At 74.0% G+C, this 25052-nt stretch carries 21 protein-coding genes; 16 read left to right on the plus strand and 5 right to left on the minus strand.

Annotated features, from left to right (window positions below):
* Positions 1 to 392 precede the first annotated feature (392 nt).
* Positions 393 to 1355: a LuxR C-terminal-related transcriptional regulator gene (locus tag FHX73_RS31755; RefSeq protein WP_145909393.1), complete on the plus strand. Its 963-nt coding sequence runs from the start codon at positions 393 to 395 to the stop codon at positions 1353 to 1355.
* Between the two features lie 253 nt (positions 1356 to 1608).
* The gene (locus FHX73_RS31760; protein WP_145909394.1) at positions 1609 to 2625 is read left to right on the plus strand and encodes a GNAT family N-acetyltransferase; all 1017 of its coding nucleotides are present in this window, start codon (positions 1609 to 1611) and stop codon (positions 2623 to 2625) included.
* Positions 2626 to 2668: 43 nt separating this feature from the next.
* Here the strand turns inward: FHX73_RS31760 and FHX73_RS31765 are convergent, their stop codons facing one another.
* Positions 2669 to 3100 carry a VOC family protein gene (locus FHX73_RS31765; RefSeq protein ID WP_145909395.1) on the minus strand — a complete coding sequence of 144 codons (432 nt, stop codon included), beginning with the start codon at positions 3098 to 3100 and terminating at the stop codon, positions 2669 to 2671.
* A gap of 295 nt (positions 3101 to 3395) precedes the next feature.
* Between FHX73_RS31765 and FHX73_RS31770 the strand changes: the two genes are divergently transcribed.
* The 13 genes from FHX73_RS31770 to FHX73_RS31830 all read left to right on the plus strand — a co-directional run bounded on the left by FHX73_RS31770 (position 3396) and on the right by FHX73_RS31830 (position 19270).
* Positions 3396 to 4919, plus strand: coding sequence for a GMC oxidoreductase (locus FHX73_RS31770; RefSeq protein WP_170305167.1), 1524 nt, complete (start codon positions 3396 to 3398; stop codon positions 4917 to 4919).
* Complete coding sequence (locus tag FHX73_RS31775) at positions 4913 to 6022, plus strand: glycosyltransferase family 9 protein (protein ID WP_145909397.1); 1110 nt, start codon at positions 4913 to 4915, stop codon at positions 6020 to 6022. The genes FHX73_RS31770 and FHX73_RS31775 overlap by 7 nt, the downstream gene beginning before the upstream one ends.
* The gene (locus tag FHX73_RS31780) at positions 6019 to 7911 is read left to right on the plus strand and encodes a GNAT family N-acetyltransferase (protein ID WP_145909398.1); all 1893 of its coding nucleotides are present in this window, start codon (positions 6019 to 6021) and stop codon (positions 7909 to 7911) included. Before FHX73_RS31775 ends, FHX73_RS31780 begins: the two co-directional genes overlap by 4 nt.
* Before the next feature lie 18 nt (positions 7912 to 7929).
* A complete protein-coding gene (locus tag FHX73_RS31785; protein ID WP_145909399.1) occupies positions 7930 to 8646 on the plus strand; it encodes a hypothetical protein in 717 nt (238 codons plus the stop codon).
* 79 nt (positions 8647 to 8725) lie between these two features.
* Positions 8726 to 11161 (plus strand): lantibiotic dehydratase, encoded by a 2436-nt coding sequence (locus tag FHX73_RS31790; protein WP_170305168.1) that lies wholly within the window; start codon positions 8726 to 8728, stop codon positions 11159 to 11161.
* Positions 11158 to 11409 (plus strand): acyl carrier protein, encoded by a 252-nt coding sequence (locus FHX73_RS31795; protein WP_246214006.1) that lies wholly within the window; start codon positions 11158 to 11160, stop codon positions 11407 to 11409. The genes FHX73_RS31790 and FHX73_RS31795 overlap by 4 nt, the downstream gene beginning before the upstream one ends.
* Positions 11410 to 11439: 30 nt before the next feature.
* Positions 11440 to 12717: an ATP-grasp domain-containing protein gene (locus tag FHX73_RS31800; RefSeq protein WP_145909401.1), complete on the plus strand. Its 1278-nt coding sequence runs from the start codon at positions 11440 to 11442 to the stop codon at positions 12715 to 12717.
* 5 nt (positions 12718 to 12722) lie between these two features.
* Complete coding sequence (locus FHX73_RS31805; protein WP_246214007.1) at positions 12723 to 13700, plus strand: ABC transporter ATP-binding protein; 978 nt, start codon at positions 12723 to 12725, stop codon at positions 13698 to 13700.
* Positions 13697 to 14473 carry an ABC transporter permease gene (locus FHX73_RS31810; RefSeq protein ID WP_145909402.1) on the plus strand — a complete coding sequence of 259 codons (777 nt, stop codon included), beginning with the start codon at positions 13697 to 13699 and terminating at the stop codon, positions 14471 to 14473. Before FHX73_RS31805 ends, FHX73_RS31810 begins: the two co-directional genes overlap by 4 nt.
* Before the next feature lie 7 nt (positions 14474 to 14480).
* Entirely contained in the window at positions 14481 to 15248 is a 768-nt protein-coding gene (locus FHX73_RS31815; protein WP_170305169.1) for an ABC transporter permease, read from the plus strand.
* A 2-nt stretch (positions 15249 to 15250) separates the two neighbouring features.
* A complete protein-coding gene (locus FHX73_RS31820; RefSeq protein WP_145909404.1) occupies positions 15251 to 16807 on the plus strand; it encodes an AMP-binding protein in 1557 nt (518 codons plus the stop codon).
* A 5-nt stretch (positions 16808 to 16812) separates the two neighbouring features.
* Positions 16813 to 18393 carry a condensation domain-containing protein gene (locus FHX73_RS31825; RefSeq protein ID WP_170305170.1) on the plus strand — a complete coding sequence of 527 codons (1581 nt, stop codon included), beginning with the start codon at positions 16813 to 16815 and terminating at the stop codon, positions 18391 to 18393.
* Positions 18383 to 19270 (plus strand): sugar phosphate isomerase/epimerase family protein, encoded by an 888-nt coding sequence (locus tag FHX73_RS31830; protein ID WP_170305171.1) that lies wholly within the window; start codon positions 18383 to 18385, stop codon positions 19268 to 19270. Before FHX73_RS31825 ends, FHX73_RS31830 begins: the two co-directional genes overlap by 11 nt.
* On the opposite strand, the gene FHX73_RS31835 is transcribed toward FHX73_RS31830, so the two are convergent.
* Positions 19267 to 19881, minus strand: a complete 615-nt coding sequence (locus tag FHX73_RS31835; protein WP_145909407.1) for an HD domain-containing protein — start codon at positions 19879 to 19881, stop codon at positions 19267 to 19269. The genes FHX73_RS31830 and FHX73_RS31835 overlap by 4 nt on opposite strands.
* 210 nt (positions 19882 to 20091) lie before the next feature.
* Between FHX73_RS31835 and FHX73_RS31840 the strand changes: the two genes are divergently transcribed.
* Entirely contained in the window at positions 20092 to 20679 is a 588-nt protein-coding gene (locus FHX73_RS31840) for a hypothetical protein (RefSeq protein ID WP_145909408.1), read from the plus strand.
* 20 nt (positions 20680 to 20699) lie between these two features.
* On the opposite strand, the gene FHX73_RS31845 is transcribed toward FHX73_RS31840, so the two are convergent.
* From FHX73_RS31845 to asnB, 3 genes are read right to left on the minus strand one after another with little or no spacing between them, the layout of a single operon-like run.
* The gene (locus FHX73_RS31845) at positions 20700 to 21554 is read right to left on the minus strand and encodes an acyl-CoA thioester hydrolase/BAAT C-terminal domain-containing protein (protein WP_145909409.1); all 855 of its coding nucleotides are present in this window, start codon (positions 21552 to 21554) and stop codon (positions 20700 to 20702) included.
* A gap of 40 nt (positions 21555 to 21594) precedes the next feature.
* Positions 21595 to 23199, minus strand: a complete 1605-nt coding sequence (locus FHX73_RS46700; RefSeq protein WP_170305172.1) for an amino acid adenylation domain-containing protein — start codon at positions 23197 to 23199, stop codon at positions 21595 to 21597.
* Between the two features lie 41 nt (positions 23200 to 23240).
* Positions 23241 to 25052: an asparagine synthase (glutamine-hydrolyzing) gene (asnB, locus tag FHX73_RS31855; RefSeq protein ID WP_145909411.1), complete on the minus strand. Its 1812-nt coding sequence runs from the start codon at positions 25050 to 25052 to the stop codon at positions 23241 to 23243.

Below are 25052 nucleotides of genomic sequence, written 5' to 3' on the forward strand. Positions count from 1 at the left end.
GGAACGTCGGTCGGCGAACACACCGGCCGCCACCGGTGGGCGACCACCGCCCCGGGGCCCGCGGTCGGTTGATGGAAGTACTGGTCAAACCGGCGGGGGCTCGGCGATGATGTGGCAACCTGCCAGCACCTTGGCAGGAGCGTGGTTGCGTAGTCGAACGACCTCGGGGGGCCGAGCCTGCTTCGAACACCGACCGTCTCCGGTCCGCCGACCGGACACCGGTCACGAGTGTATCCGTCGGGAGCCTGGTGGGGGACCAGGGAAGGAACTGACCAGAGAAGCAAGTCAGGAAAAAGATGAGCCGACAAACAGGCGTGTCCCAACAGCTGGATGAATCCCAGCCAGGTGAGACGCAAGCACTCGTTCAACCGCTGGGCCACGAAGCCTACAGCGTGTACGGGTGGGTACTGGAGCGCGGATACGTCGATCCGGAAGCCATGCTCGCCGAACTGGACCTGAGCCGGGACCAGCTGGCCGAAACGGTGAGCACCCTCACCGAGATGCGGCTGCTGCGCCCGCTGCCGGACGGCACCAACGTGGTCGCCTGCCGGCCGGACGTGGCCGCCGCGGAGATCGTCGGACCACTGGAGGACCACATCCAGCGGGTCCAGCGGGCGGCCAACCAGACCCGGAGCCAGTTCGATCCCCTGATGTCGATGTACCTCGCCACGGAGAGCCGCAAGCGCCGCGAGAAGGACGAGATCGACGTCCTCCCCGACCGCGCCAGCGTGAACGCCCTGCTCGACGAGGCCGCCAATTCCTGCACCAGCGAGGTCATCACGATGCAGCCGGGCGGCGGACGGCCGCGCGAACAGTTGCAGCGCGCGTTCCGGCGGGACGAGGCGCTCCTCGAACGCGGCGTCAAGTTCCGCACGCTCTACCAGCATTCCGCCCGTTTCGACGCCGCGACCCGGGACTACGTCGGAAAGGCGGCCAAGGCCGGCGCGCAGATCAGGACGGTCCGCGAGCTGAACAGCAAGATGATCATCTTCGACCGGGAGATGGCCTTCATTCCTGCGGCCGGCTCCGAGCGCGGCGCGGTGGTGGTGCGCGAACCCGCCGTGGTGGCCTTCCTGTGCGGCATCTTCGACGAATCCTGGGGCCACGGAATGGAGTTCGTCGGCGAGCTGCGGTCGCAGAGCGAGGAACGTGCGCTGGCGAACTCCGTGAAGAGCAGCATCCTGCGACTGCTCGTCCAAGGCGTGCGCGACGACACGATCGCCCGGCGGATGGGCATCTCGGTGCGCACCTGTCGGCGCCACATCGCCGAAATCATGGAACAGGCCGGCGCGGAGAGCCGCTTCCAGGCCGGTTACCTGGTGGCGGGCCGTCAACTCCTGGACGCCCAGGACTGACGGCGCGCGGCGGACCCGGTCCACTCGCCGGCCTCATCCCATTCGAGCTTGCCGACGGACCTCCGGTTGATGCCATGCACCATCGTGAGGCCGGTGGTTGATGGACACCCCGTCCGGCCCGCTGGCAAGCTCGAATGACGGTCCGACCGGATCGGATCGGGCAATGACTGACGATCCGTCAGGCGATTCGACCGGCGACGCATTGCGAGTGCCGTTCACGACGTGCGGGAGGCTGATGGTGCCGGGGCCCGAGTTGTCCTGTCCAACCGGCGACGGTCCGTCGCCCACCGCCGGGCTGCGGGTGCTGCGCGGGCCCGAGGTGCCGGCGGAGCTCGCCGCACCGCGACCGCGGGCGCCGACGCCCTTCCAGAGCGCCGGCTGGTGCCGGGCCTGGGTGACGGAGGCGGCCGCCGCCGAGGGGGCCGTTCCGCTCCTGGTGCGCGCGGGGACCACCGACGGCCAGACGGTCCGCGTCGGGCTGCAACTGCACGCCGAGGAGGCGGGGCCGGTGCTGCGCCCGCTCTCCTGGCCGTGGGCGGACTACCACGAGGCCTGGACCGAGGGCCCGGCCCCGCACGCCGAGCCGGCCGGCGCCGCACAGGCCCTGGCCGAGGCGCTCGACGAGGTCCAGCGGAGCGAGGGCGCGAGCCTGGACCTGCCGGACGTGGTGGCCGGCGGCCTGCTGCACCGGGCGGGCCTGCTGCTGGGCGCCCGGGAGAGCCCGGCGAGCCCCGTGGTGTCGATCGACCTGACCGACCCCGAGCGGGTCGCCGCCGTGGTGGAGCGCAAGGAGACGGTCCGCAAGCGCCGGCTGCTCGCCCGGCAGGGCGAGGTGAGCCTGGTGCACTGGCGCGACCCCGAACAACTGCGCGCCAGGCTGCCGTCCTTCTTCGCGATGCACGCCGAGCAGTGGCGGGACCGGCCGGACGCGGTGGCGCCGTTCGACGGCGGGGTGGTGGACCGGACCTTCGCCGGTGTGGCCGAGCAGCCGGACAGCGGTGCGGTGCTCACCGAACTGCGGCTGGACGGCGCCCCCGTGGCCGCCTACTACGGCTTCCTGCACCGCGACCGCTACTGGGCCTACCGCACCGCCTTCGACCAGTCCTTCCGGCGCCTGTCGCCGGGGCACCAGCTGGTCGCCGCCATGGTCGAGGACTTCCTCGCCGCCGGGGTGCGGGTCTTCGACCTCATGCGCGGCGACTACCCCTACAAGCTCGACTACGCCAGCAAGGTGGTGAACAACGTGCGGTTGGAGCGAGGGAGAGGGTGAACCCACCTGCCCCGCAAGCCGTTCGGGGCAGGTGTGGTCCGGTTCAGCCGTCGTGCTCGGTCCGCGCGGGCAGCCCGCTCCCGGCCTCGGCGATCCCGCGGCCGCGGAAGTCGTTGAGCTCGATCAGGTGGCCGTCCGGGTCGGTGAGGAAGGCGACCGTCTCCTCGCCGATCCGGTACGGCTCCTCGGTGATCGGGTACCCCAGCGACCGCACGTGCTCGACGAGTCGGGGCACGTCGCTGACCGAGAAGGCCGCGTGCTGGGTGCGGTGCGGGACCGGCGTGAGGCCGGCCTCCTGCCACAGCTCGATGCCGGGCGGCAGCCCCTCCGGGGCCACCTGCAGGATCACCCGCTGGTCGACCGTGTAGCGGACCACTTCGCGCAGCCCCAGGGCGGCGGTGTAGTACTCCGCGGATCGTTCGATGTCACAAACGTCCAGCCGGACGTGGTCGAACTTCATCGCGACGGTTCCCATGGCATCCTCCAGGTATTTACGCGCCACCAACCGTGTGCGGCAGGCGAATTGGCGTCATCGTAGCCCCTGGGAACTCCGGCCCGAAAGGCACCGGGAAACCGTGGCCAGGAATCGAATCACCGTGTTACAGTTCATCAACTTTGGTCGTGCACACCGTGATTGAGGATTCTCACAAGACTCCGGTGACACGATCGGCGCGGTTCGCACGGCGGCATTCGAAGCCCCTGCGTCGAGCGCTCGTCGAATCTCTCGCTGCGAATTCTGCGATTTCTTTGATTTGGGGGACATGGTGGCGGTGACAGCCGCAACACCCGGGAATCCGCCCGGTCGGCAGGCCGGGGCCGCCGACGTGATCGTGGTCGGCGCCGGACTCGCCGGACTTGAGGTCGCCCGGCGGCTGGCAGCGGCCGGCGGGGCCGGCCGGATCCTGGTGGTCGAGGCGGGCCCGGACGCCGGGCGCGAGCACTACCGGTGGGCCGACGAGCCCGCCCGGGCCGACGCCCGATGGCTCGACCCCGCGGCCGATCCGCACCTCTGGCAGCCCTACCGGCGCACCGACGCCGGGTACGGCGGGATCGCCGGCCTGCGCCGGCGGCTCGGCGGGCGCTCGCTCTACTGGGGCGGCGTGGCCCTGCCGATCGAGCCCTGGGCGCTGGCCGGGTCCTGGCCCGACTCGGTGGTGGCCGACCTGACCGGGTCCTGGCGCGGCGGACCGCCGCTGTACGAGTCGGTGGCGGCGCAGCTGCGCCAGTGGGCGGGCAGCCCGGCAGGTGCCGCGCAGCCGTCCCACCCGCTGGTCGGGCGGGAGTTCGCCGAGGCGCCCAAGGCGGTGCGCCAGGCGGACCAGGGTGGTCGCTGGCGGGCGTACTCGCCCCTGGACGACTGGCCCGACTCGGTCGAACTCGCCTGCGACAGCCACGCCGTGGCCGTCCAGGTCGAGGCGGGCCGGGTCACCGGGCTGCTGGTGGAGCGGGCCGGCGAGCGCCAACTGCTCGGCGCCGGGCGGGTCGTGCTCGCGGCGGGGACGGTCGAGAGCAGCCGGCTGGTGCTCCAGGCCCTGCACCAGGTGGACGGGTCGGCGCCGGTGGAGCTGCCCGGACTGGCGGACAAGGTGGCGCAGGGCTTCATGGCGGCCTTCGACCCCGCCCAGGCACCGCCCTCGGTCAAGGCCTTCGCCGAGTCCGGCCGGCTCTTCGTCTCCCGGGCCGATGCCGAGCTGCGATCGAGCGTCTTCCTGCGCTGCTACCTCAACGAGCACGGGCTGCTGATCGTCGACTGCTACTGCATGGGCGAGCAACTGCCCGGCCGGGCCGGGCGGGTGTGGTGCGAGCCCGGGGCGCAGCTGCCCTGGCCGACCTCCGTGGCCGGCGGCCTGAGCCCGGCGGACGAGCAACTCGTTCTCGCCCAGCGGCGCGAACTGCGGCGGATCCACCGGGAGCTGTGCCTGGAGGCCGGCACCGGCGGCGCCGAGCCGGCCTTCGAGAGCGCCTTCGGCTCACCGGACCTGGCCGAGCGGCTCGGCGCCGGAGCGGCGATGACCACAGCGGGGAGCACCGCGACCTACTCGTTCCCGATCGGCTCGGAACAGCACGAGTCCGGGACGCTGCCGCTCGGCGGCGCGCTGCTGGACGAGCACGCGCGGGTCCGGGCCGTGGCCGGGCTGTCCGTGGCCGGCCCCGCCACCTTCCCGCGCAGCGGCGCGGCGAACCCGGCGCTGACCATCCTCGCGCTCGCCGCACGCCTCGCCGCCGACCTGGCTGAGGAGTTGGCCGATGGGGCACCCGACGGGTCGACCGGACGGGGGCCCGGCACGTGCTGACCGCTCACCGCAAGGCCCTGCTGTTCATGAACGGCGGCCTGGGCAACGGAATCATCCTCGGCCCGGTGCTCGCCGACCTCGAACGGGCCCTGCCCGACCTGGAGTACCACTCCCCCGCCAACGCCATGCTGGAGGCCGACTGGGTGCGCTCCGCCCTGGGGATCCGTGGCCCGAGCAGCCAACTGCCCACGCTGTGGCGCAGGTTCCTGCCCGCCGACCGGCCGGCGGTGCTGGAGCACTGCCGGGAGCACGGGGTCACGCTGATCGTCAACCTCCGCAAGGAGGCCGCCGAGCGCGACGATGACTACTTCGCGTTCAAGGAGTGGGCCGCCGCGCACGGCATCGAGTGCTGGGACCTGCACGAACTCGAAGGCGAGCAGCTGCTGTTGCCGATCGCCGCCCAGGCGGCCGCGGTGCTGGAGCGCCACGGCGTGCCGACCGGCGGCACCGGGCCGGCCTGGCTGCGGGCGCGGTACGCGCCGCGGGCGGGCGTGACCGGCATCTGCGTGGGGGCCAGCGTCGAGGTGAAGCGCTGGCCCACCGAGCGGTGGTCGGCCCTGATCGAGCGGTTGGCCGAGCGCGGCGAGCGGCTGGAGGTCTGCGCCGGCCCGGACCCGACGGAGCGGGCCATCGCGCGGGAACTGGCGGACCGTCACCCCGATGCCGTACACGTGCGGTTGCTGAACAGCACCACCGATCTGCGCGACTGGATCGCCACGCTGGCGCGGGTCGTCACCAACGACACGCTGGCCGTCCACCTGGCCGCGGCGCTCGGCTGCCCGGCGGTGGCGCTCTACCTGGCCACCGAGTCACGCATCTGGTCGCCGCTGGCCGAGCACGGATTCGTGCCGGTGCAGAGCCGGGGCGGGCGCTACTGCGTCCTGATGAAGCTCGACGGCACCTGCACCAGGTTCTACGAGTCCTGCGCCGCGCCCTGCCGCACCACCCCGGGCCCGGCCGACGTGCTGGCCGCCCTGGACCGGCTCGCCGATCCGGACCGGGCGCCCGGGGAGTCCGAGCCCGCCGACGCGTTCATCGGCCCCCGGCCGCACGACGCACCGCCATCGCCCACCCCGACCGAGAAAGAGGCCTTGAACCGATGAGGAAGCGCGCGATATCGATCCTGGGAGGCCGGGCCGGCAACGCCGGATCCGGGACCCTGGCCCTGGCCGAGGCGGTCGGCGCCGAACTCGCCCGGCGCGGCTACGGCGTGGTCTCCGGCGGCGACGGCGGAGTCGCCGAGGCGGCCAACCGCGGCTGCCGGGCGGCCGGCGGCGAGACCCTCGCCCTGCTGAAGTGGAACCGGCTCGACGACTGCGGGCCGGAGATCACCTGGTCGCTGCCGACCTCGCTGGACCTGGCCCGCAGCAACGTGCTGAACTGGGCCGGCGACGGCGCCATCGCCTTCGAGGGCCGCTACGGGACGCTGGGCGAGATCGCCCTCGCGCTCGACACCGCACGGCCGTTGATCGTGCTCGGCGAGCAGCCCTTCCTGGACCCGCGGGCGCTGGACGCGCCGAACTGCCGGGCCTTCCCGGACCCGCAGCCCGGGGACGCGGCCGAGATCGTCGACGCGCTCGAAGCCCTGATCGCCGCGGTCACGCCGCCGCCGGTGCGGCCCGGCGCCGCGCTGTTCCACTCCGACCTCGCCGCGGAGCGGGGCGTGGGGCTGCGGCGGGCGGTGCCGGAGGACCTCGCGCTGTTCCGGCAGGCCTTCACCGACCCCGCGGTGCAGGAGTGGTGGGACCTGCCCGCCACCGACGAGGCGCTGGCCCGCTTCCAGCACGAGCGCTGCCTGGTGATCACCGAGGCCGGGCGGCCGGTGGGCTTCCTGGAGTACCGGGCGGACACCGCCCCGGGCGCCGACCACCTCGAACTCGACCTGGTCGTCGCCGCGCCGCAGGACCGGGGCCGGGGCATCGGGTCGGCCGCGCTGACCCGCTTCGCCGCCGCGGCCTTCGCGGCCGGGCACCACCGGATCACCGCCATGTCCGGGCCGTCGGACACGCGGGCCACGCGCTGCTTCGAGCGGTCCGGCTTCCGCCGGGTCGGCGTGCTGCGCTCCTACCGCCACCACCAGGACGCGCTCCTCTTCGAGCTGGTGGCCGATGACCTGACGGTCAGTCAGGTCGACGACGCGTCAGCGCAGCGGAGGTCACCCGAGCGGCTGGCGCTCGACCTGGCCGTGCGCCGCGAGGTGTTCGGTGACGCCGCGTCGATCCAGGTGCCCGACCAGGACGTCGCCGCCTGGCGCGAGTTCGCCGAGTTCCTGCGCTGCGGCCGTCCGATCGAGGTGACCGGCGGCGCGCAGTGGCCGGCCTACCCGAAGCCGGACAAGGGCCCGGCGCTCTGGTACTCCGCCGGCGTGGAGTCCACCTACGTCAAGGCCGTCCTGGAGGAGCAGGGCATCAAGCCCACCCTGCTGGACATCGCGGACTTCGACCTCTTCAAGGGGCCGGACCGCAGGATCGGCCAGGTCCACTTCCTGTGTGCCTCCATCGCGGCCTCGCTCGGCTACGGGCCGATCTACCTCGGCATGGAGCGCGCCGACCTGATGCTGGGCGCCAGCGAGTTCATGCGCGGCTACACCGAGCGGCACCCGTACTTCGCCGACTGGTGGAGCCGGTACCAGCCGGAGCACCAAGTGATCACGCTGGTCGGCGGGATGCACAAGGAGGAGATCATCTCCTGGCTGCACGAGCGCGGGATCGGGGTGACCGGCACCTGTGACAACGCGATCCCCGGCCGGGCCTGGTGCGGTGACTGCTACAAGTGCTTCGAGGCCTTCTACACGGCCAAGCCCGTCGGCATCGACCTGGGCATCCCGCTGACCCGCGCCGCGTTCGACCGCTACCACGTGGAGTACCGGCGGTTCGTCGACTCGGAGTTCACCGACAACTACAACAACGCCTACCAGCACTACGTGCGCCTGCAGATCACCTACGGTCCGATCTTCGACCCGGACGTGGACTGCCAGGACGACGCGTCGTGAAGCGGGGCGGGCGGACACGTGGTTGAGGTCGCAAGGACGCTGGTCGTCCTGGAGTTCCCCGGGGGCGGCACGGCCGGCCGGGTGCGCAGCATGGGGCTGGAGCGGCTGGACCTGCGGGTCCGGTACCTGTTCGACGAGGTCCGTCCGCGCCGGACGGCGATCGACGACTACGCGGGCGAGCTGCTCGCGGCCTCCGGTGCCGAGCAGGTCGCGATGGTCGTCGCCTACTGCGGCGCCGTGCCGATCGCCCGTCAGCTGGCCGAGCACTGCCTGCGAGTGGGCGGCCGGCGGCCGGCGGTGCTGGCGCTCAATCCCGAGGCGACCCTCGCCGAGGGCGTCGCCGGCCTGTTGGGCCGGATGCTCACCAAGGCGGGCGTGCCGCAGGAGCTGGCGGACGGCCTCACCGCCAGCGGCGAGACGGTCCGCGACCGGGTGGCCGACGCGCTGCCCGCCGTGGAGTCCGCGCTCGCCGAGGCGTACGCACGGCCGCCGCTGAACCTGGCCACGGCCGCCGGGCCGCTGGCCGCGATGCAGGCGGACTGGCTGGCGCACCTGGCCGCGGCCTGCGATCCGGCACAACTGCCGCCCGACGAGCGCGAGTTGCACGTCATCGCGGCGGACCACCCGTGCCCGCCGGGCTGTCCGGCGCGACACGAGGGCGTCGACGTCCCGCAGCGCGGCTTCTTCGCCGCCGACGAGACGTTCCGCGCCCTGGCGGATGCGCTGCACGAATGAAGCGGACGAGGCGGACCAGGCCGCCGCGGCGCGCGGCGCGCCGACCACACACCAGAACCGGCGATCGAGGGATTGGCACGTGCTGACGGAAGACCGCGACACCGGCGCAGGACGTCCTGAGCGGGACGGGGCCCCGGCGACGACACGTTTCGACGCCCGGCGTTTCAACACCGGCATCCCCCTGCCGGGGACCCGCTGGCGGATCTGGCCGCAGGCGATGGTGCGCAGCGCGGGCTTCCCCGCCGCGACCGCCCTGGGCCTGTCCGACCCGGCGGTGGCCGAGGCCGCCGACGCGCTCGACGGCGTCTCGCTGGGCGGCCGGCCGGACCTGACGGCGTTCGAGCCGGCCTGGCAGGAGTACTGGCGCGGCGCCGACCGGGTGCTCGCCGAGGTGGCCGGTTCGGACCTGTTCCGGCTCGCGGTGACCTGGCAGAACAGGTCGGTGCTGGCCTCCGGCGTCGACCCCCTGCTGCGGCAGATCGCCGAGGGCGGCCGCCGCGACGCCAAGCGGCGTTCCCGCGACGGGGCGCTGGCCACCTACCTGCAGCGCTACTGCCTGAAGAACGAGACGATCGGCTTCTTCGGCCCGATCGCCTGGGCCGGCATCGACCCCGGCTCGCCCGCCGCCGTGACCGTGCGGCCCGGGCCCGGCCTGGTGTCCGGCGCGGACGTGCACCTGGAGGGCTGGGCGGTGGACGCGCTGGCCGCGCGGTTGTCCCAACGCTTCGACCTGCGGCCCTGGTTGGCGCCGCGGCGGGCCCCGCTGCTGCGGTTGCGCGCGGACGGGGTGGAGCTGCCGTCCGGCAAGCTGAAGCCCGCCGACCCGGTGGCGCTCGCCGTGCTGGCCCGGGCCGACGGCCGGACCCCGGCGGGAGCCATCGCCGAGCAGGTGGCCCGCGCCCACCGGCTCGACCCCGCGCAGGTGACGGCGGTGCTGGCGGACCTGGTGCGGCGGCGCTGGCTGCACTGGGACCTCGAACTGGCCGGCCCGACACACACCGAGCGGGAGTTGGGCGAGCTGGCCGAGCGGGTCACCGACCCCGCCGTCCGCGAGGCGATGCGCACGGACCTGCGGCAGTTGGGGCAGGCCGTCGAGCGGGTCCAGCAGGCCTGGGACGACCTGGCCCGGCTGGGCCCGGCGCTCGGCGCGCTGGACGAGACCTTCGTCATGCTGACCGGCTCGGACGCGACCAGGCGGCACGGGCAGGCCTACAGCGGGCGGACCGTGGCCTACCTGGAGAGCCGGCGCGACGTCGCGGTGGAGCTCGGCGGCCCGTTCCTGGACGGGCTCGCCGTGCTGGCGCCGCTCGCCGACAGCGCGAGGTGGCTCTCCTGGCGGGTCAGGGAGCTGTTCCTGCCCCAGGTCCGGGCCGCCCACCAGCGCCTGCTGGCCAAGGGGACCACCGAGCCGAACGCGATGGCGCTGTGGCTGGAGTGCCTGCCGCTGCTGGCCGTCGCCCTGCCGCGCGCGCTGGACACGGCGCGCCGGGAGTTCCACGAGAAGTGGCGCCGGGTGCTGCCCGCGCCGGCCGGTGCCCGGCTGCTGCACCTCACGTCGGCGGAGCTGTCGGCCGGCGTCGCCAAGGAGTTCGCCGCGCCGCGGGCCGGCTGGAGCGAGGCCCGGCTGTGCTGCCCGGACATGATGATGATCGGCGGTGCGGGCCCGGACGAGCCGCTCCTGGTGCTGGGCGAACTGCACCTGTCCATCAACACCATGGACTACCAGGCCACCGTCGCCCAGCATCCCGACGTGCGCAGCCTGACGACGCTGCTGGACCAGGACTTCCCCGAGCCCCGGCTGCTGATGGCCCTGCCGAAGGACAGCCGGCCGCGCCTGACGCCGCGTTCGCACCCGGCGCTGGTGCGCGAACGCGACTACCGACTGGTCGTCAACGCGAACAACCCGATCCCGACGGCCGGCACGGCGCTGGCCGCCTGCGACGTGGACGTGCGCGAGGAGGACGGCGAGCTGTGGCTCACCACCCCCGGCGGCGACCGGTTCGACGTCATGGACCTGTTCGGCGAGGCGCTGAAGGAGCCGGTCTCGCAGGCCTTCGGCCTGCTCCCCGGGGCCAGGCGCCCGCGGATCGTGGTGGACCGGATGGTCGTGGCCCGGGAGAGCTGGACGCTGCCGGCCCGCAAGGCGGCGTTCGCGACGCTGGCCGACGAGCGCGAGCGGTTCGTCGTCGCGCGGCACTGGGCCCGGCGGCACGGGATCCCGCGGTTCGTGTTCGTCAAGTCCCCGCTGGAGACCAAGCCGTTCTTCGTGGACTTCGACGCGCCGCCCTACGTGGAGGCGCTGGCCCGCACGATCCGGCGGCTCGGCCGCGAGACCGGCACCGGTGACGGCGAACTGGCCTTCACCGTCACCGAGATGCTGCCGGGGCCGGAGCACTGCTGGCTCACCGATGCCGAACAGCGGCACTACACCGCGGAACTGCGGCTGGTCATGGTCGACACCGAGACCGAGACCGGCCCCGAGGCCGCTACCGATGACTGGAGGACGAGGACGTGACCGCGCCAATGTCGAGCGGACCGACGCTGCAGGAGTTCACCGCGCTCTGTGCCGACATCCTGGGAGTGCCGGAGCTGGCCCCCGAGTCGAACTTCTTCGACGAGGGCGGCGACTCGATCAGCGCCGCCCGCCTGGCGGTCGAGCTCGACGAGCGCTGGGAGCTGCAGATCGACATGTTCGAGATCTTCACCGCCGCGAACATCCACGAGCTGCACAGCGGGATGAGCGAGGCCCTGAGTGTCGAATAGCCCCGCCCCGCAGCGCCGGTGGGTGGTCCGGTGAACGCGCCCGTGGTCCTGGTGGACCCGTACTCCTCCGGTGTGGCCCTGGGCCGCGCCCTGCGCCGGGCCGGCTTCGACACCCACGCCGTGCTCAGCTCACCGGCCCCCGCGCCGGAGTACACCAAGACGTTCCAGCCGGCCGACCACGCCGGGGTGGTCTCCGCCGGGGTGACCTCCGCCGGGCCGGGCTTCGACCGGGTCCTCCAACTGGTCCGGGCCATCGGCCCGGTGGCCGTGATCCCGGGGGCCGAGAGCGGGGTGGAGCTGGCCGACGCACTGGCGGCCGAGCTCACCCCCGAGCTGGCCAACGACCCGGCCCGCTCGCACGCCCGCCGGGACAAGGCCGCCATGATGGCCACCCTGCGGGCGGCCGGGATCCCGACGGTCCGCACGCTCGCCGTCACCGAGGCGGAGGGCTGCGCCGCGCGCGCCGCCGAGCAGGGCCTGTCGGCGGCCGGCGACCTGGTCGTCAAGCCGGCCCGCAGCTCGCTGTCGGACGGCCTGACCCTGGTGCCGGCCGGCGGCGACCTCGAAGCCGCGGTCCGCTCGGTGCTGGGCGCGCGCAACCTGCTCGGGTCCGTCAACGAGACGGTCCTGGTCCAGGAACGGATCCACGGCACCGAGTACGTGGTGGACACCTTCACCGAGCACGGCCGACACATCGTCACGAACATCTGCCGCTACACCAAGGTCGCCGTCGGCGACAGCTTCGCGGTGTACGAGAGCACCGACTTCCTGCCCGAGGACGCGCCCGAGACCCCGGTCCTGGTCGCCTACGTGCGGCAGGTGCTGGACGCGCTGGGCGTGCGGTTCGGTCCCTGTCACAGCGAGGTGATGCTGACCGAGGACGGCCCGCGGCTGATGGAGACCGGGGCCCGGCTGGCCGGCGCCGGACTGCCGGGCGCCTGCGAACTGGCGACCGGCTCCAGCGCCATCTCCCGCTACCTGGACCGGCTGCACGGTCAGCCCCAGGACACCCGGGACTACGTGCTCCAGCGGCGGGTGCGCGGCGTCTACCTGGTGTTCCGGACCCCGGGCACGGTGACCAACACGGCCGTCCTGGACCGGATCCGCGTCCTGCCCAGCTGCCGCCACCTGCACCTGGGCCTGAGCGAGGGCGACCCGGTGGCCCCGACCACCGGGCTGATGTCGACCATGACCCGCGGCTGGGCCCTGCTGGCCCACCGCGACCCGGCCCGGGTCGAGCGCGACCACGCCGAGTTCCGCCGGATCGAGGCCGAGCTGAAGGTCGTCGAGCACGGAGCCCTTCAGTGAGCCCGGTGAGCCCCGCGACCCCGGCGATCGAGGTGGCCGGGATCGGCCGGGTCTTCGGGCGCCAGGCGCAGGAGGTCACCGCGCTGCGCGAGGTGACCTTCGAGGTGGCCCAGGGCGAGATCGTGGCCCTGCTCGGCGGCAACGGCGCCGGCAAGACCACCCTGCTCAAGATCCTCTCCACGGTGCTGACCCCGAGCTGGGGCACCGCCCGCGTCCAGGGCTTCGACGCCGTCGAGCAGCCGCGCCGGGTGCGCGAGGCGCTCGGGGTGGTGTTCGGCGGCGACCGCGGGCTCTACGGCCGGCTCAGCGCCCGGGACAACCTGCGCTACTTCGGCATGCTCGGCGAACTCGGCCGGGCGCAGCTGCGGCGCCGGATCCCGGAGGTGCTGGCGCAGGTCCACCTTGAGCAGGCCGCCGACCGCCGGGTGGAGACCTTCTCCAAGGGCATGCGCCAACGGCTCCACCTGGCGATCGGCCTGCTGACCCGGCCCTCGGTGCTGCTGCTCGACGAGCCCACCGTCGGCCTGGACCCGGTCGAGGCGCAGAGCCTGCGCGAGACGGTGCTGGCGCTGCGCGACGAGGGCGTGGCGATCCTGCTGACCAGCCATTACCTGCTGGACGTGGAGCGGCTCGCGCAGCGCGTCGTGCTGCTGCACGAGGGCGTCGTCAAGCAGCAGTGCTCGCTCGCGGAGTTCACCCGGCAGGTCGGGCACGTCGCGACCGTCACGGTGCGCGGCACCGGTGTGCTGCCGGACCTGGCGGCGCGACCGCCGCAGGACCTGTCGACCCTGGCGGTGCGTCAGGAGGGCGACTCCTGGGAGATCGACGTCTGGCCGAAGGAGTGGAGCGCGGACGTCTTCACCGAACTCGGCCGGCTGTTCGGCGGGGTGGCGGTGCGCGACGTGCGGGTGCAGGACATGCGCCTGGAGGAGGCCTTCGCCAGCCAGTCCGGCCCCGGCCGGGCCGAGGAGGCGGCGCCGTGACGGGCGACGGGGGCGTGCTCTCCGCGCTCGCGGTCAGCGCCCGGCACCAGGTGCTGATCTACCTGATGGAGTGGAAGTTCAGCCTGGTCCTCGGGGTCGTCCAGCCGGCGGTGCTGCTGCTGGTGAACCTGAGCTCGGTCACCGACCCCGCCGCGGCGGGGCGGGTGGTGCTGGGCGTGGTGCTGATGTCGTTCTGGACCTCGACGGTGTGGAACGGCGCGGGCATCCTGCGCCTGGAGCGGGCCGAGGGCGTGCTGGCGGCGAGCCTGTACAGCTGCCGGTCGGCACTGGTGGTGCTGGTCGGCAAGTCGTTCGGCTCCAGCCTGCTGGCCGTGGTGTCCGTGCTGCTCACCGTCTCGCTCTCGCTGGCCGCGCTGGGCCAGCCGATCAGCGTGGGCAGCCCGGGCTGGCTGCTGCTGGGCCTGCTGGTGGTGCTGCTGTCCGGCACGGCGCTGGGCGTGCTGCTCTCCTGCGTCTTCCTGGTGAGCCGGTTCGGGGCGCAGATCTCCGGTGCGCTGATGTACCCGGTCTTCCTGCTCGCGGGGCTGCTGATCCCGCTGCGGATGATCCCGCGCGAGCTCGGCGCGCTGTCCTGGATCGTCAGTTTCCGCTGGGCGATGGCGTTCCTGGAGTCCTGCACGGCCGGGCGCCCGGCGCTGGCCGACCTCGGCGTGACGGTGCTGCTGAGCCTCGGTTACGCCGCCCTGGGCCACTACGCCTTCGGCTATGTCTCGCGGCGGGCCCGGGTCGCCGGGACCCTGGACCTGGAGTAGGCCTGCCATGACGTACCTGAAGTACCTGATGGCGGCTCGGCTGTCCTTCACCGAGCACCTCGCGGCGAACCCCTGGCGCATCACGGTCACCGCGCTGTGGCCACGGGCCCTGCTGCAGTGCCTGTTCTGGGTGCTGATCGGCCGGGTCAGCGGGGCCGGGGCCCGGTTCGCCTTCCCCGGGGCGCTGGCCCTGATCATCACGCTGTCCACGGTCATCGGGGTCTCCGACGTGCCGATGCTCGACCGCAGGTCGGGCACCTACTACCGGGTGCGGATGGCCCGGGTGTCGATCGCGGGCCTGTACGCCGCGCGGTGCGCGCCGTGGATCGCGGACGCCGTCGTCACCTTCCTGCTGTGCGTCGCGCTCGTCGGGCCGGCGGCGGGGGTCGGCTCGATGAGCCTGGACCTGCTGCGCTGCCTGCCGGTGTACCTGGTGATGATCCTGTCCAGCACCGCGGCCGGCCTGGCCGTGGCCTCGCTCGGCACCCGCTTCAACAGCAACGTGCTGCTCGGCAATTCGCTGGCCTACCTGATGCTGGCCGCCGGCAGCCTGATCGTCTCCGCCGGGCGGGTCCCGTTCCTGCGCTGGGTGGGCGACGTGCTGCCGATGACCCACGGGGTGGCTGCCGTCCGCGCGTTCGCGGACGGGCGGCCGTGGGCCGGCCAGCTGGGCTGGGAGCTGCTGGTGGGGCTCGGGTGGGCGGCCGCCGCGGCGCTCTCCTACACCGTGCAGGCCGCGCGCGTGCGGCGCACCGGCAACGAGTTCGGGATCTGACGATGGGTGGACGAGTGGAAGAGACGGCGACCGAGCCCCGGTGCCCGGTCCTGGAGCGGGTCCTGACGGCGGTCGAGCTGCACGCCGACCGGCCGGCCGTGGTCGGCGCGGACCGCACGCTCAGCTACGCGCAGGTGGGGGCGACCATCGAACGGGTCGCCGGGGTGCTGCGCGACAGCGCCCCGCCCGGCTCGGTGGTGGCGGTCTCCACCCGCGGCGGCGTCGACCTGCCCGGCGTCTTCCTGGGCGTGCGGGCGGCCGGCCTGGTGCCGTACCTGCTGGACGCCTACCTGCCCCGGGCCCGGGTCGAGGCCCTGCTGGCGGTGGCCCGCCCGGCCGTGGTGATCGAGGAGGCGCCGCCGCACCGGCTGCGGCCCGGCGTGCCGGACCCGCGGGTGCTGCCCCCGGCGGCCGGGTACGTGGTGTTCACCTCGGGGAGCCAGGGCGCGCCGAAGGGGATCGTCGGCAACGCCGCGGGCCTGGACCGCTTCCTCGACTGGGAGGTCCGCGAACTCGCCCTGGAGCCCGGCCGGCCGGCCGCGGTGCTCACCTCCCCGTCGTTCGACGTGGTGCTGCGGGAGATGCTGGTGCCGCTGGTCTGCGGCGGGCGGCTGCACGTCGCGGGCCCGCGGGTGCGCACCGATCCGCGCAGCGTGCTGCCCTGGCTGCGGGAGGAGGGCGTCGAACTCCTGCACCTGGTGCCCAGCCTGAGTGCCCGTTGGCTGGCCGGCCACGACCTCGGGCTGCCGCGGCTGCGCTGGTCGGTCTTCGCCGGCGAGCCGCTGTACGCCCGGCACGTGCGCCAGTGGCGGCAGGCCGCACCGAACTCGCGGATCGGCAACCTCTACGGGCCGTCGGAGACCACCCTGGCCAAGTTCTGGCACCGCGTCGACGGCCCGGTCGAGGGCCTGCTGCCGGTCGGGCGCCCGCTGCCCGGCACGGTGCTGCACCGGCTGCCCGTGCCGGAGCACGCGGCCGCCGCGCCGGGGACGTTCCGGATCGGCATCGAGACCCCGGACGGGTCGCTCGGCTACCTCGACCCCGACCGGATCGGCGAGGTCGCCGGCACGCTGCGGCGCGCCCGGGAGGTGACGCTGTTCGAGACCCAGGACCGGGGGCGGACGGCACCGGACGGCTCGCTGATCGTGGCGGGCCGGCTGGACTCCATCGTCAAGCGGCGCGGCGCGGCAGTTGACACGGCGTCGATCGCGGCGGCCGCGCTGGACGACCCGGGCGTCGAGGCGGCCTGCTGCTTCCAGGTCGACCGGGACGCCGAGGGCGACCTGGTGCTGGCGCTCGCCGTGCGCGGCGAACCGGCCGTCGACCGCGGCGCGCTGGTCACGGCCCTGCGCACGGCACTCGGGCCGGCGATGCCGGACGCCGTGCTGGCCTGCGAGCAACTGCCCCGGCTGCCGAGCGGCAAGGTCGACGCGGGCGCGGTGGCGCGCGGCCTGGCCTCGGGCGAGCTGGCCGCCCGACCGCTCTTCGGCGCGGCACGGTTCGGCAGTACGTCCGTCAATGACAACCCCACGAACGAACGAGAGGCCCAACCCCGATGAACCCGATGCCGAGCCGCCCCACCATGGCGCAGGAGGCGATGGTGGCGGCCGTCTGCGCCGCGGTGACCGAGGTGGTCGGTCCGGACCGGCTCACCCCCGAGTACGACTTCTTCGCGATGGGCCTCGACTCGCTGACCGTCGCCGCCGTCGTCGCGCAGCTGCAGCGGCGGCTGGGACTCGACGTGCCGTTGGCCGCCGCCTTCGAGCACTCGACGATCGGCGCGCTGGCGCTCTACCTGGCGAAGTCCACCCAGCGCGCCGCGGACCAGGTGCCGCCGGCCGCGGCCCCCGGCGAGCCGTTCCCCGCCCCGGCGATGACCAGCCTGCTGGCCCGCCGACTCGGCGCATCCTGGCAGCGGAGCCCCGCACCGGTCTGGGCCGCCCTCGACATGCCCCCCGGAACGGTCTCGGCACAAGCGCTGCGCGCGGCCCTGGACGAGCTGACGCTGCGTCATGAGGCGCTGCGGGTCTCCTTCGAGCGCCCGGCGGGCGGGGACGGCACGGTGTTCGCGACGGTGGGCGCGGCCGGCACGATCCCGCTCGACGTGGTCGACGCCGCCGGCTGGACGGACCAGGAGGTCGACCGGTTGATCCTGGCCCGCCGGGACCGGCCGGTCGACCGCGCACGGGGCCCGCTGGCCGCGGCGACCCTGATCCGCCGGGGCGACCTGGACATCCTGTGCCTGGTGCTGGACCACAACATCTGCGACCCGTGGTCGCTGCGGCTGCTGATCGCCGAGATCGGCCGGCTGTGCCGGGGCGTCGCCCTGGCGGAGCCCGGGGAGCGGGACCTGACCTTCTCCCAGTGGTGCGCGCTGGAGAGCCGGCTGATCGCCCAGGACCGCGGGCAACTGGCAGAGTTCTGGTGCGGGCTGCTCCCGCCGCCCCTGGACCCGGCGGCCGGGCCGCCCGTGCCGAGCGCCTACCCTGGCGCGCTGGTCACCCGGCGGTTCCAGGCCGACGCCGAGCTGCGCGCCGGCCTGCTGGCCCAGGCGGCCACCGAGGGCGTGAGCCTGCTCAGCCTGATGGGCGGTCACCTGCTGCGCGCCGTGCGGACCGTGCTGGGCGTGGACCGGGTGCCGGTGCAGGTCGACTCGATGAACCGGGACCTGCTCGGGACCGCGGGCCTGGTCGCCTCCACCACCAGCGAGCTCTGGATGGCCGTCGACACCTCCGCGAGCTCCTCCCCCACCGCGGCGGCGGCCGCCTTCCAGCAGTCCCTGCTCAAGGCGGTCTCCCAGCAGATGACGCCGCCGTTCCTGGTCCGCGACGCCCTCGCCGAACGGTTCGGCGAGGACTTCCGGCCATGGCTCTTCCTGGCCGTCAACCAGTGGCAGCCGACGCTGGAGTTCGCCGGCGGGTCCGCGCGGCTGCGCCCGGTCCCGGCGGGACGGGACGTGGGCACGCCGATGAGCCTGAACGTGACCGATCGCGGCTCGTGCCTGGACTTCGAGTTGCGGACCTGGGCGAACTTCGTCGAACCGCAGGTCACCGGGCAACTGGCCCGCACCCTGGCCGACTCGGTGGCCGACTCGGCCGGCGACGCCCGGCGGCCGCAGATCGAGGAGGAGACCCGTGAGCACTGAGCCCTTCGCGCCGGTGATCGCGATCAGCGGCACCGAGTTCCGCGGCGCCGCCGTGGAGGAACTCCTCGACACCGCCGACCGGGTCGGCGCGGACGGGGTCGAGGTCTGGTGGCCGGAGAACTTCACCCGGGGCGGCGCCGGCCGCTCGGAGCGCCGGCTCGCCCGGTGGTCCAAGGAGGTGGTGGCGGTGTCGGCCGGCGTCGAGGTGGGCGAGAGCGCCGACGTCGAGGGCACCCGGGCCAGGCTCACCGAGGCCGTCGAGCTGGCCGACCGGCTCGGCGCGCCCCGGGTCAACACCTACTTCGGCGCGCCCGGGTACCGCGACGACCGGCGCTCGGGCGAGGTGTTCCTGCGCAACCTCGCGCCGGTGCTGCGCCACGCGGAGCGACTGGGCGTCACCATCGTGCTGGAGAACGAGTTCGACGCCTTCGGGCGCGACCACCTGGGCGGCGACCCGACCCGCCGCCCCGACGCGCTGCGCGCCCTGCTGCGCCGGGCCGGGAGCGAGCGGCTGCGGCTGAACTTCGACGCGGCGAACTTCTACTGCGCGGGCGTCGAGCCGTTCCCGCACGCCTACGGTGTGCTCGCCCCCGACATCGACTACCTGCACGTCAAGGACATCCGGCTGGCCGATCCGGCACTGCCCCCGGACGACGGCCCGTGGCACCGCTACCGCGACTACGACCGGGCCTACGTGACCGGCTGGTTGGGCTCGGGCGCCGTCAACTGGCCCGGCCTGCTCCGCCAGTTGGCCACCGACGGCTACCGGGGCCCGCTGACCCTGGAGCCGCACGCCAAGCCCGCGCTGCGCGAGGAGGCCTTCGCCCAGGGCGTCCGCTGGCTGCGCGCCGAGCTGGCGCACCTGCGCAACGGTTAGTCGTCGGGGGCGTCCAGGTGGGCGAACTCCCGGGTCCAGGTGGCGTACCAGTCCCGGAACCACGGGTGCGACCCGGCGAGCGGCACGATGGTGCGCAGCGTCTCGCGGTAGTACGAGCGGCGCTTCTCGGGTCGTGGGTGAGTGTCCAGGCGCTGCACGTTGCTGAGGCGGTCGGCGAGCTTGACCAGCAGCGCGTCCTCGGGGGCCAGCCGCAGCCGGTCCAGGTAGGCCGCCCGGGCTTCGGCCCGGGACTGGCCGTCGGCGGGCTCGGGCTTGGTCACCCAGTCGACCAACTCGGCGACGCGCGGCCCGAACCGCGCGCGCACCTCGTCCGCCGAGCAGCCGGTGTCCTCCACCACGTCGTGCAGCACCGCCGCCCGCAGCAGGTCCGGGTCGGTCACGCCGAGGCCGTCGACCAGGACCCGGACCACCTCCAACAGGTGCTCCAGGTAGGGCTCGCCGGCCGGCCGCCGCTGGTCGCCGTGCCAGCGCACGGCGAACTCGACCGCCTCGTCGAGCTGTTCGAGCTCTGCCGCCGGCAGCCGCTCGGCCAGCGGGCCGCGCAGCCCCGGCCACCCGTCGGCCGCCTCGAAGACTCGCACCGCACTCATGCCGTCCCCCGTCCCCTGTTGCCCGGTTGACCCGGGCCGTGATCCGAAAGGCCACCCTAAAGCCTCCGGTCGGGCGGCCCGGTTCCCAGGTACCGGTCATCTCTGTCACCATTAGCTGAGACGGATGAGAATCTCATCGACATTCACATCTGCTGACGACTGACTGACGACTCATGGCGCGCTGGAGCGCGCCCGGACCTGGAGGCTCACTTGAGGACGTTCCGGAACCACGTCGTACGGCTGCTGGCGGGCGCGGCCCTGCTGCTCGGCGGGCTGATCGCCGCCTCGGCCCCCGCCCAGGCCGCCGCCCCGCTCTACACCGGCCCGCTCACCGTCTGCGGCAACTCCCCCATCCCGGCCGGGTACGTCGTCACCGACGAGGAGAGCTCCAACAGCTGCGGCGGCTACCGGCTGTACTACCTCACCCAGGTCACCACCCAGACCAACATGATGGTCTGCGGCAACTCCCCCATCCCGAGCGGCTGGGTGATCACCGACGAGGAGTCCTGGAACACCTGCGGCGGCTACCTGCGCTACGACATCCAGAAGGTCACCGGCCAGGCCGACCTGATGGCCTGCGGCAACTCCACCGTCCCGGCCGGTTACGTGGTCAACGACGAGGAGTCCTGGAACACCTGCGGCGGCTACCTGCGCTACAACCTCGAACTGGTCACCGGCCAGAGCTCGCTGCAGGTCTGCGGCAACTCCCCGATCCCCAGCGGCTACGTGATCTCCAGCTCGGAGGGCTGGAACACCTGCGGCGGCTACCAGCTGCTCTTCCTCACCAAGGTCGGCTGACCCCAGCCCGCGGCGAGCGGTCAGCCCGCGCCCAGCAGGGCGAGCAGCGGCTCCCAGGCCGCCTCGCCCAGCAGGGCGTCGGCCCGGTCCGAGCCGCCGTAGCGGAAGACGGGCGAGGCCGGGCGGGGCTCCTCGCCGGGCAGCACCAGCTGGTGGCCGGCGTCCGCGCGGGTCACCAGCCGGACCGGCCGGCCGGCCTCGCGCCGGCGGGCGGCCAACTGCTCGGCGTAGCGCAGCGAGGGCCACATCTCGTCGTCGCCGCCGGCGATCAGCAGCAGGTCGGCGGCGGCCCGCTCCGCCGGGATCGCGGCGGCGGCCAGCCGGTCGGCGAAGGTGCGCTCGCTGAGCTCGTAGCCGCCGCGGACCGCCACCGGGCCGGGCTCGCGCTCCTCGGCGAACCAGGAGTCGTCGATCGGCACGAAGGGCAGCGGCTTGCCCTGCCAGGTCCAGCCGGAGCGGTACGGCCGGTCCTGCCCGTCGAGCCCGGGGCCGAGGTTCGCCCAGGCCAGCGCGGACGGGGAGATGGCCACCACCGCGTCGACGCGCGGCTCGTGAACGGCAGTCAGCAGTGCGGCCTCGGCGCCCTTGGAGTTGCCCACCAGGCCGATCCGCCGTGCGCCGCGTTCCCGCAGCAGGTCGACGGCCGCGACGAAGCCCTCCAGCGGCACCTCGCAGATCCCGGCCGGCTGCCCCGGCCCGCCGAAATACCGCACGGCCAGCACCAGCAGCCCCTGCTCGGCGAGCACCCGGGCCCGCCGCCGGTCCACCCGGCCGCTGGAGCCGGTCAGCAGCACGACGCCCGCGCCGCTGCGCCGGGCCGGCTCCACCAGCACGGCCTCCCAAGGAACCGTCAGCTCGTGCTCGACGACCTGCACCGTGTCACCCTCCCCTGCTCCAAATCCCTGTGCGGCGAGCCTACCGGTGCCCGGAACTGACGGCGGGTCGGGCCGAGGAGCCCTGCTCGGCCAGCGCCCGGCGGTCGGTCTTGCCGGAGGGGTTGACCGGCAGCTCGGGCAGCACGACGAACCGGATCGGCACCATGTGCGCAGGAAGCACCGAGCGTGCATGCTCGGCCAGTTGACCGTCCAACAGCTGCACCGCGGAGTCCGGGCTGACGGTGTAGAAGGCGGTCAGCTGCGGCTCGCCGAGCCGGCTGATGGTGCGCACCACCGCCAGGTCGCGCAGGCCCGGGGCCTCCCGCAGCCGTGCCTCGACCTCGCCGAGCTCGATCCGGTAGCCGTTGATCTTCACCTGGTCGTCGGCCCGGCCCGCGTAGCAGAGCGTGCCGTCGGGCAGCCGCCTGGCCAGGTCGCCGCTGCGGTAGTGGCGCCGCACCGTGCCGTCGGCACCCGGCAGTTGGGGGAATCGCTCGGCAGTCAGCTCGGGCCGGTCGAGGTAGCCGGCGGCGACGCCCGCGCCGGAGACCAGGATCTCGCCGGTCCCGCCGGGCGCCACGTCCGCGCCGTCCTCGTCGACGACCCGCAGCTGCCAGCCGTCCAGCGGCTCGCCGAGGTCGGTGGCGAAGGCGCCGGGGCCCGCCGCGTCCGGCTCCCGGTCGAGTTCCTCGTCGGTGAGCGGGCGGGAGGTGACGAAGACGGTGGCCTCGGTGATGCCGTAGGTGTTGACGAACCGGGTGGTCCGGCCGAAGACGGCCCGCCAGGCCCGCACGTCGCGGACGTCGATCGACTCGCCGCCGAAGATCACGTAGCGCAGCGCGGGCGGGACGGGCAGGCTGCGGCGGGGGGCGGCCCGCGCCAGGTGGCGGAAGACCGAGGGGACCACGTTGAAGACCGTGACGCCCTCCCGGGCCAGCAGGTCCAGGGTCGCCTGGGGCGAGGCGGCCACCTCGGGCGGCACCACCACCAGGCAGGCCCCGCTGAGCAGGGCGCCCCAGATCTCCCAGACCGAGAAGTCGAACGAGTAGGAGTGGAACAGCGTCCAGACGTCCTGCGGGCCGGTCGCGTAGCGCTGCTCGCAGGCCCGCACCAGGGCGGCCACGTTGCGGTGCGGGACCGGAACTCCCTTGGGGCGCCCGGTCGAACCGGAGGTGTAGATCACGTAGGCGGGCGTGTCGGGGTCCACCGGCAGGCCGAGCACCGGCAGCGCGGGCGCCGCCGGGGCCGGCGCGTCCAGCCGCAGCACGGGCAGTTCGGCGAGCCGGTCCGGCAGCGGCTGGTCGGAGAGCACCAGGGACAGGCCCGCGTCCTCGGCGGTGAGGAGCAGCCGCTGCGCCGGGTAGGACGGGTCGAGCGGCACGTAGGTGTGCCCGCTGCGCAGCACCGCCAGCATGGCGACGATCACCTGCGCGCCGCGCCGCAGGTGCAGGCCGATCCGCTGGCCGGGCTGCGGGCGGTGGCGGCGCAGCAGCGCGGCCAGCTGGGCGGCCTGCCGGTCCAGCTGGGCGTAGGTCAGCTCGCCGTCCGCGTCGCGCAGCGCGACCCGGTCGGGGTGGCGCCGGGCCTGCCGGTCGAAGAGGCGGTGGACCAGCTGGTCCTCGGCGGGAACGGATCCGATCAGCACGCGGGCGGCCTCTCCTTGTAGTGGGCGGGTGCGGTGCGGGGTCACAGGGCCGGGCGGATCCGGCGGGCGCGCAGCCAGCCGTCGAGTTGCAGCACCATCTCGGTGTCGGCCCGGCCCAGCCAGCCGCCGCGGTCCAGCCGGCGCGGGTCGTCGACCACCTGCCAGGCCTTGGCCAGGTCGAGCAGCGGCCGCACGGGTGCGTCCTGGTCGGTCAGCACCTCGCGCAGCCGCTCGGCCAGCGACTGCTTGTAGCCGGCGTGGTAGGTGATCGGGAACGGCACCTTGGGCCGGTCGAGCACGGCGGCGGGCAGCAGGTCGGCGGCGATGGTGCGCAGCAGGCTCTTGTCCCGGCCGTCGAAGGACTTCATCCGCCACGGGACGTTGTAGAGGTAGTCGAAGAGGCGGTGGTCGGAGAACGGGAAGCGGACCTGGAGCCCGGCTGCGGCGGCCAGCCGCTCGGAGTGGTTGACCGCCTGCTCGTAGAGCCGGGTCATGTGCAGGTGGTCGATCTCCCGGGCCCGCCGGTCGTCGGCGGGGGCGCCGGGCAGGTGCGGCACCTCCTCGCGGGCCTCCTGGTAGCGCTCGGCGCAGAAGCCGGTGAAGCCGATCGAGCGCAGCAGCTCCGGGTCGAACAGGTCGTTGCCGATCCCGTTCGCCAGGCCGAAGGCCCGGGCCCGCTCGATCCACGGGAAGGTCCGGTGCTCGGTCGCGGCCCGTTCCTGATCGCTGATCAGGCCGCCGAAGACCGCGTCGGCGGCCTCGCCGCTGAGCGCCACCGGCGTGTGCGCGGCGACCTGACGGTAGAACAGGTAGGGCGTCAGGTTCTTGTCCCCGAAGGGTGACGGGAAGTCCTTGGCGGCCAGCACGGCGGCCAGGGTGGCCGGCTCGGTCAGCGTGGCCGGGTCGACCAGCACCTCCTGGTGCGCGCAGCCCACGTGGTCCACCACCGCCTGGGCGAACGGCCGGTCGGGCACGCCGGCGGCGCTCTCCCCGAAGGAGACGGTGAAGGTGCGCGGCCCCGCCGCGACGCCCTGGGCTACCAGGGCGGTGAGGGCGCTGGAGTCCAGGCCGCCGGAGAGCAGCACGGCGGGCGAGCCGCCGGGGGCCTCGCGGGCGATCGCCTCCTCCAGCAGGCCCCGGGTGGTGGCGATGGTCGAGGCCAGGTCCTCGGTGTGCGGGCGGGCCCGCAGCTGCCAGTACCGGTGCTCGCGCACGCCCTCCGGGCCGAGCCGCACCAGGTGCGCGGGGCGCACCTCGCGCACCCGGCGCAGCACCGAGTGGCCCGGGCGGCGCACCTGGGCGAGCAGGGCGCACAGGCCCTCGGCGTCGAGCTCGTTGCCGGCCAGTGGGTGGGCGCCGAGCGCCGCCGCCTCGGAGGCGAACAGCGCGCCGTGCGGCAGCGGCAGGTAGCTCAGCGGCTTGACGCCGAACCGGTCGCGGCAGAGCACGAGTTCGCTGCTCCGGGCGTCCCAGATCGCGAAGGCGAACAGGCCGTCCAGGTGCTCGGCCACGGCGCAGCCCCAGCGCAGGTAGCCGTGCAGAACCAGTTGCGCGTCGGTGTCGAGCGCTCCGCTCGGGCCGGCCGGGCCGAGCTCGGCGCGCAGCCGGGCGGAGTTGTCGAGCACGCCGTCGAAGGTGATCGCGGCGAGCGGGCGGCCGTCCTGCTCGGCCACGGCGGGCTGGGCGGCCGGGGCCTCCAGCGCGTCGGCGGCGTGGCCGAGCAAGGCGTGCGGGCTGTGCCAGTGCCGGTCGCCGTGGGCGCCGCGGACGAGGCCGGCCGTCATCGCGGCCACGGCCCCGCCCTCGTGGGTCAGGTCGCGCTGGCGGTCGACCCAGCCGGTGATGCCGGACAT

The organism is Kitasatospora viridis (assembly GCF_007829815.1).
GTDB classification, from domain to species: domain Bacteria; phylum Actinomycetota; class Actinomycetes; order Streptomycetales; family Streptomycetaceae; genus Kitasatospora; species Kitasatospora viridis.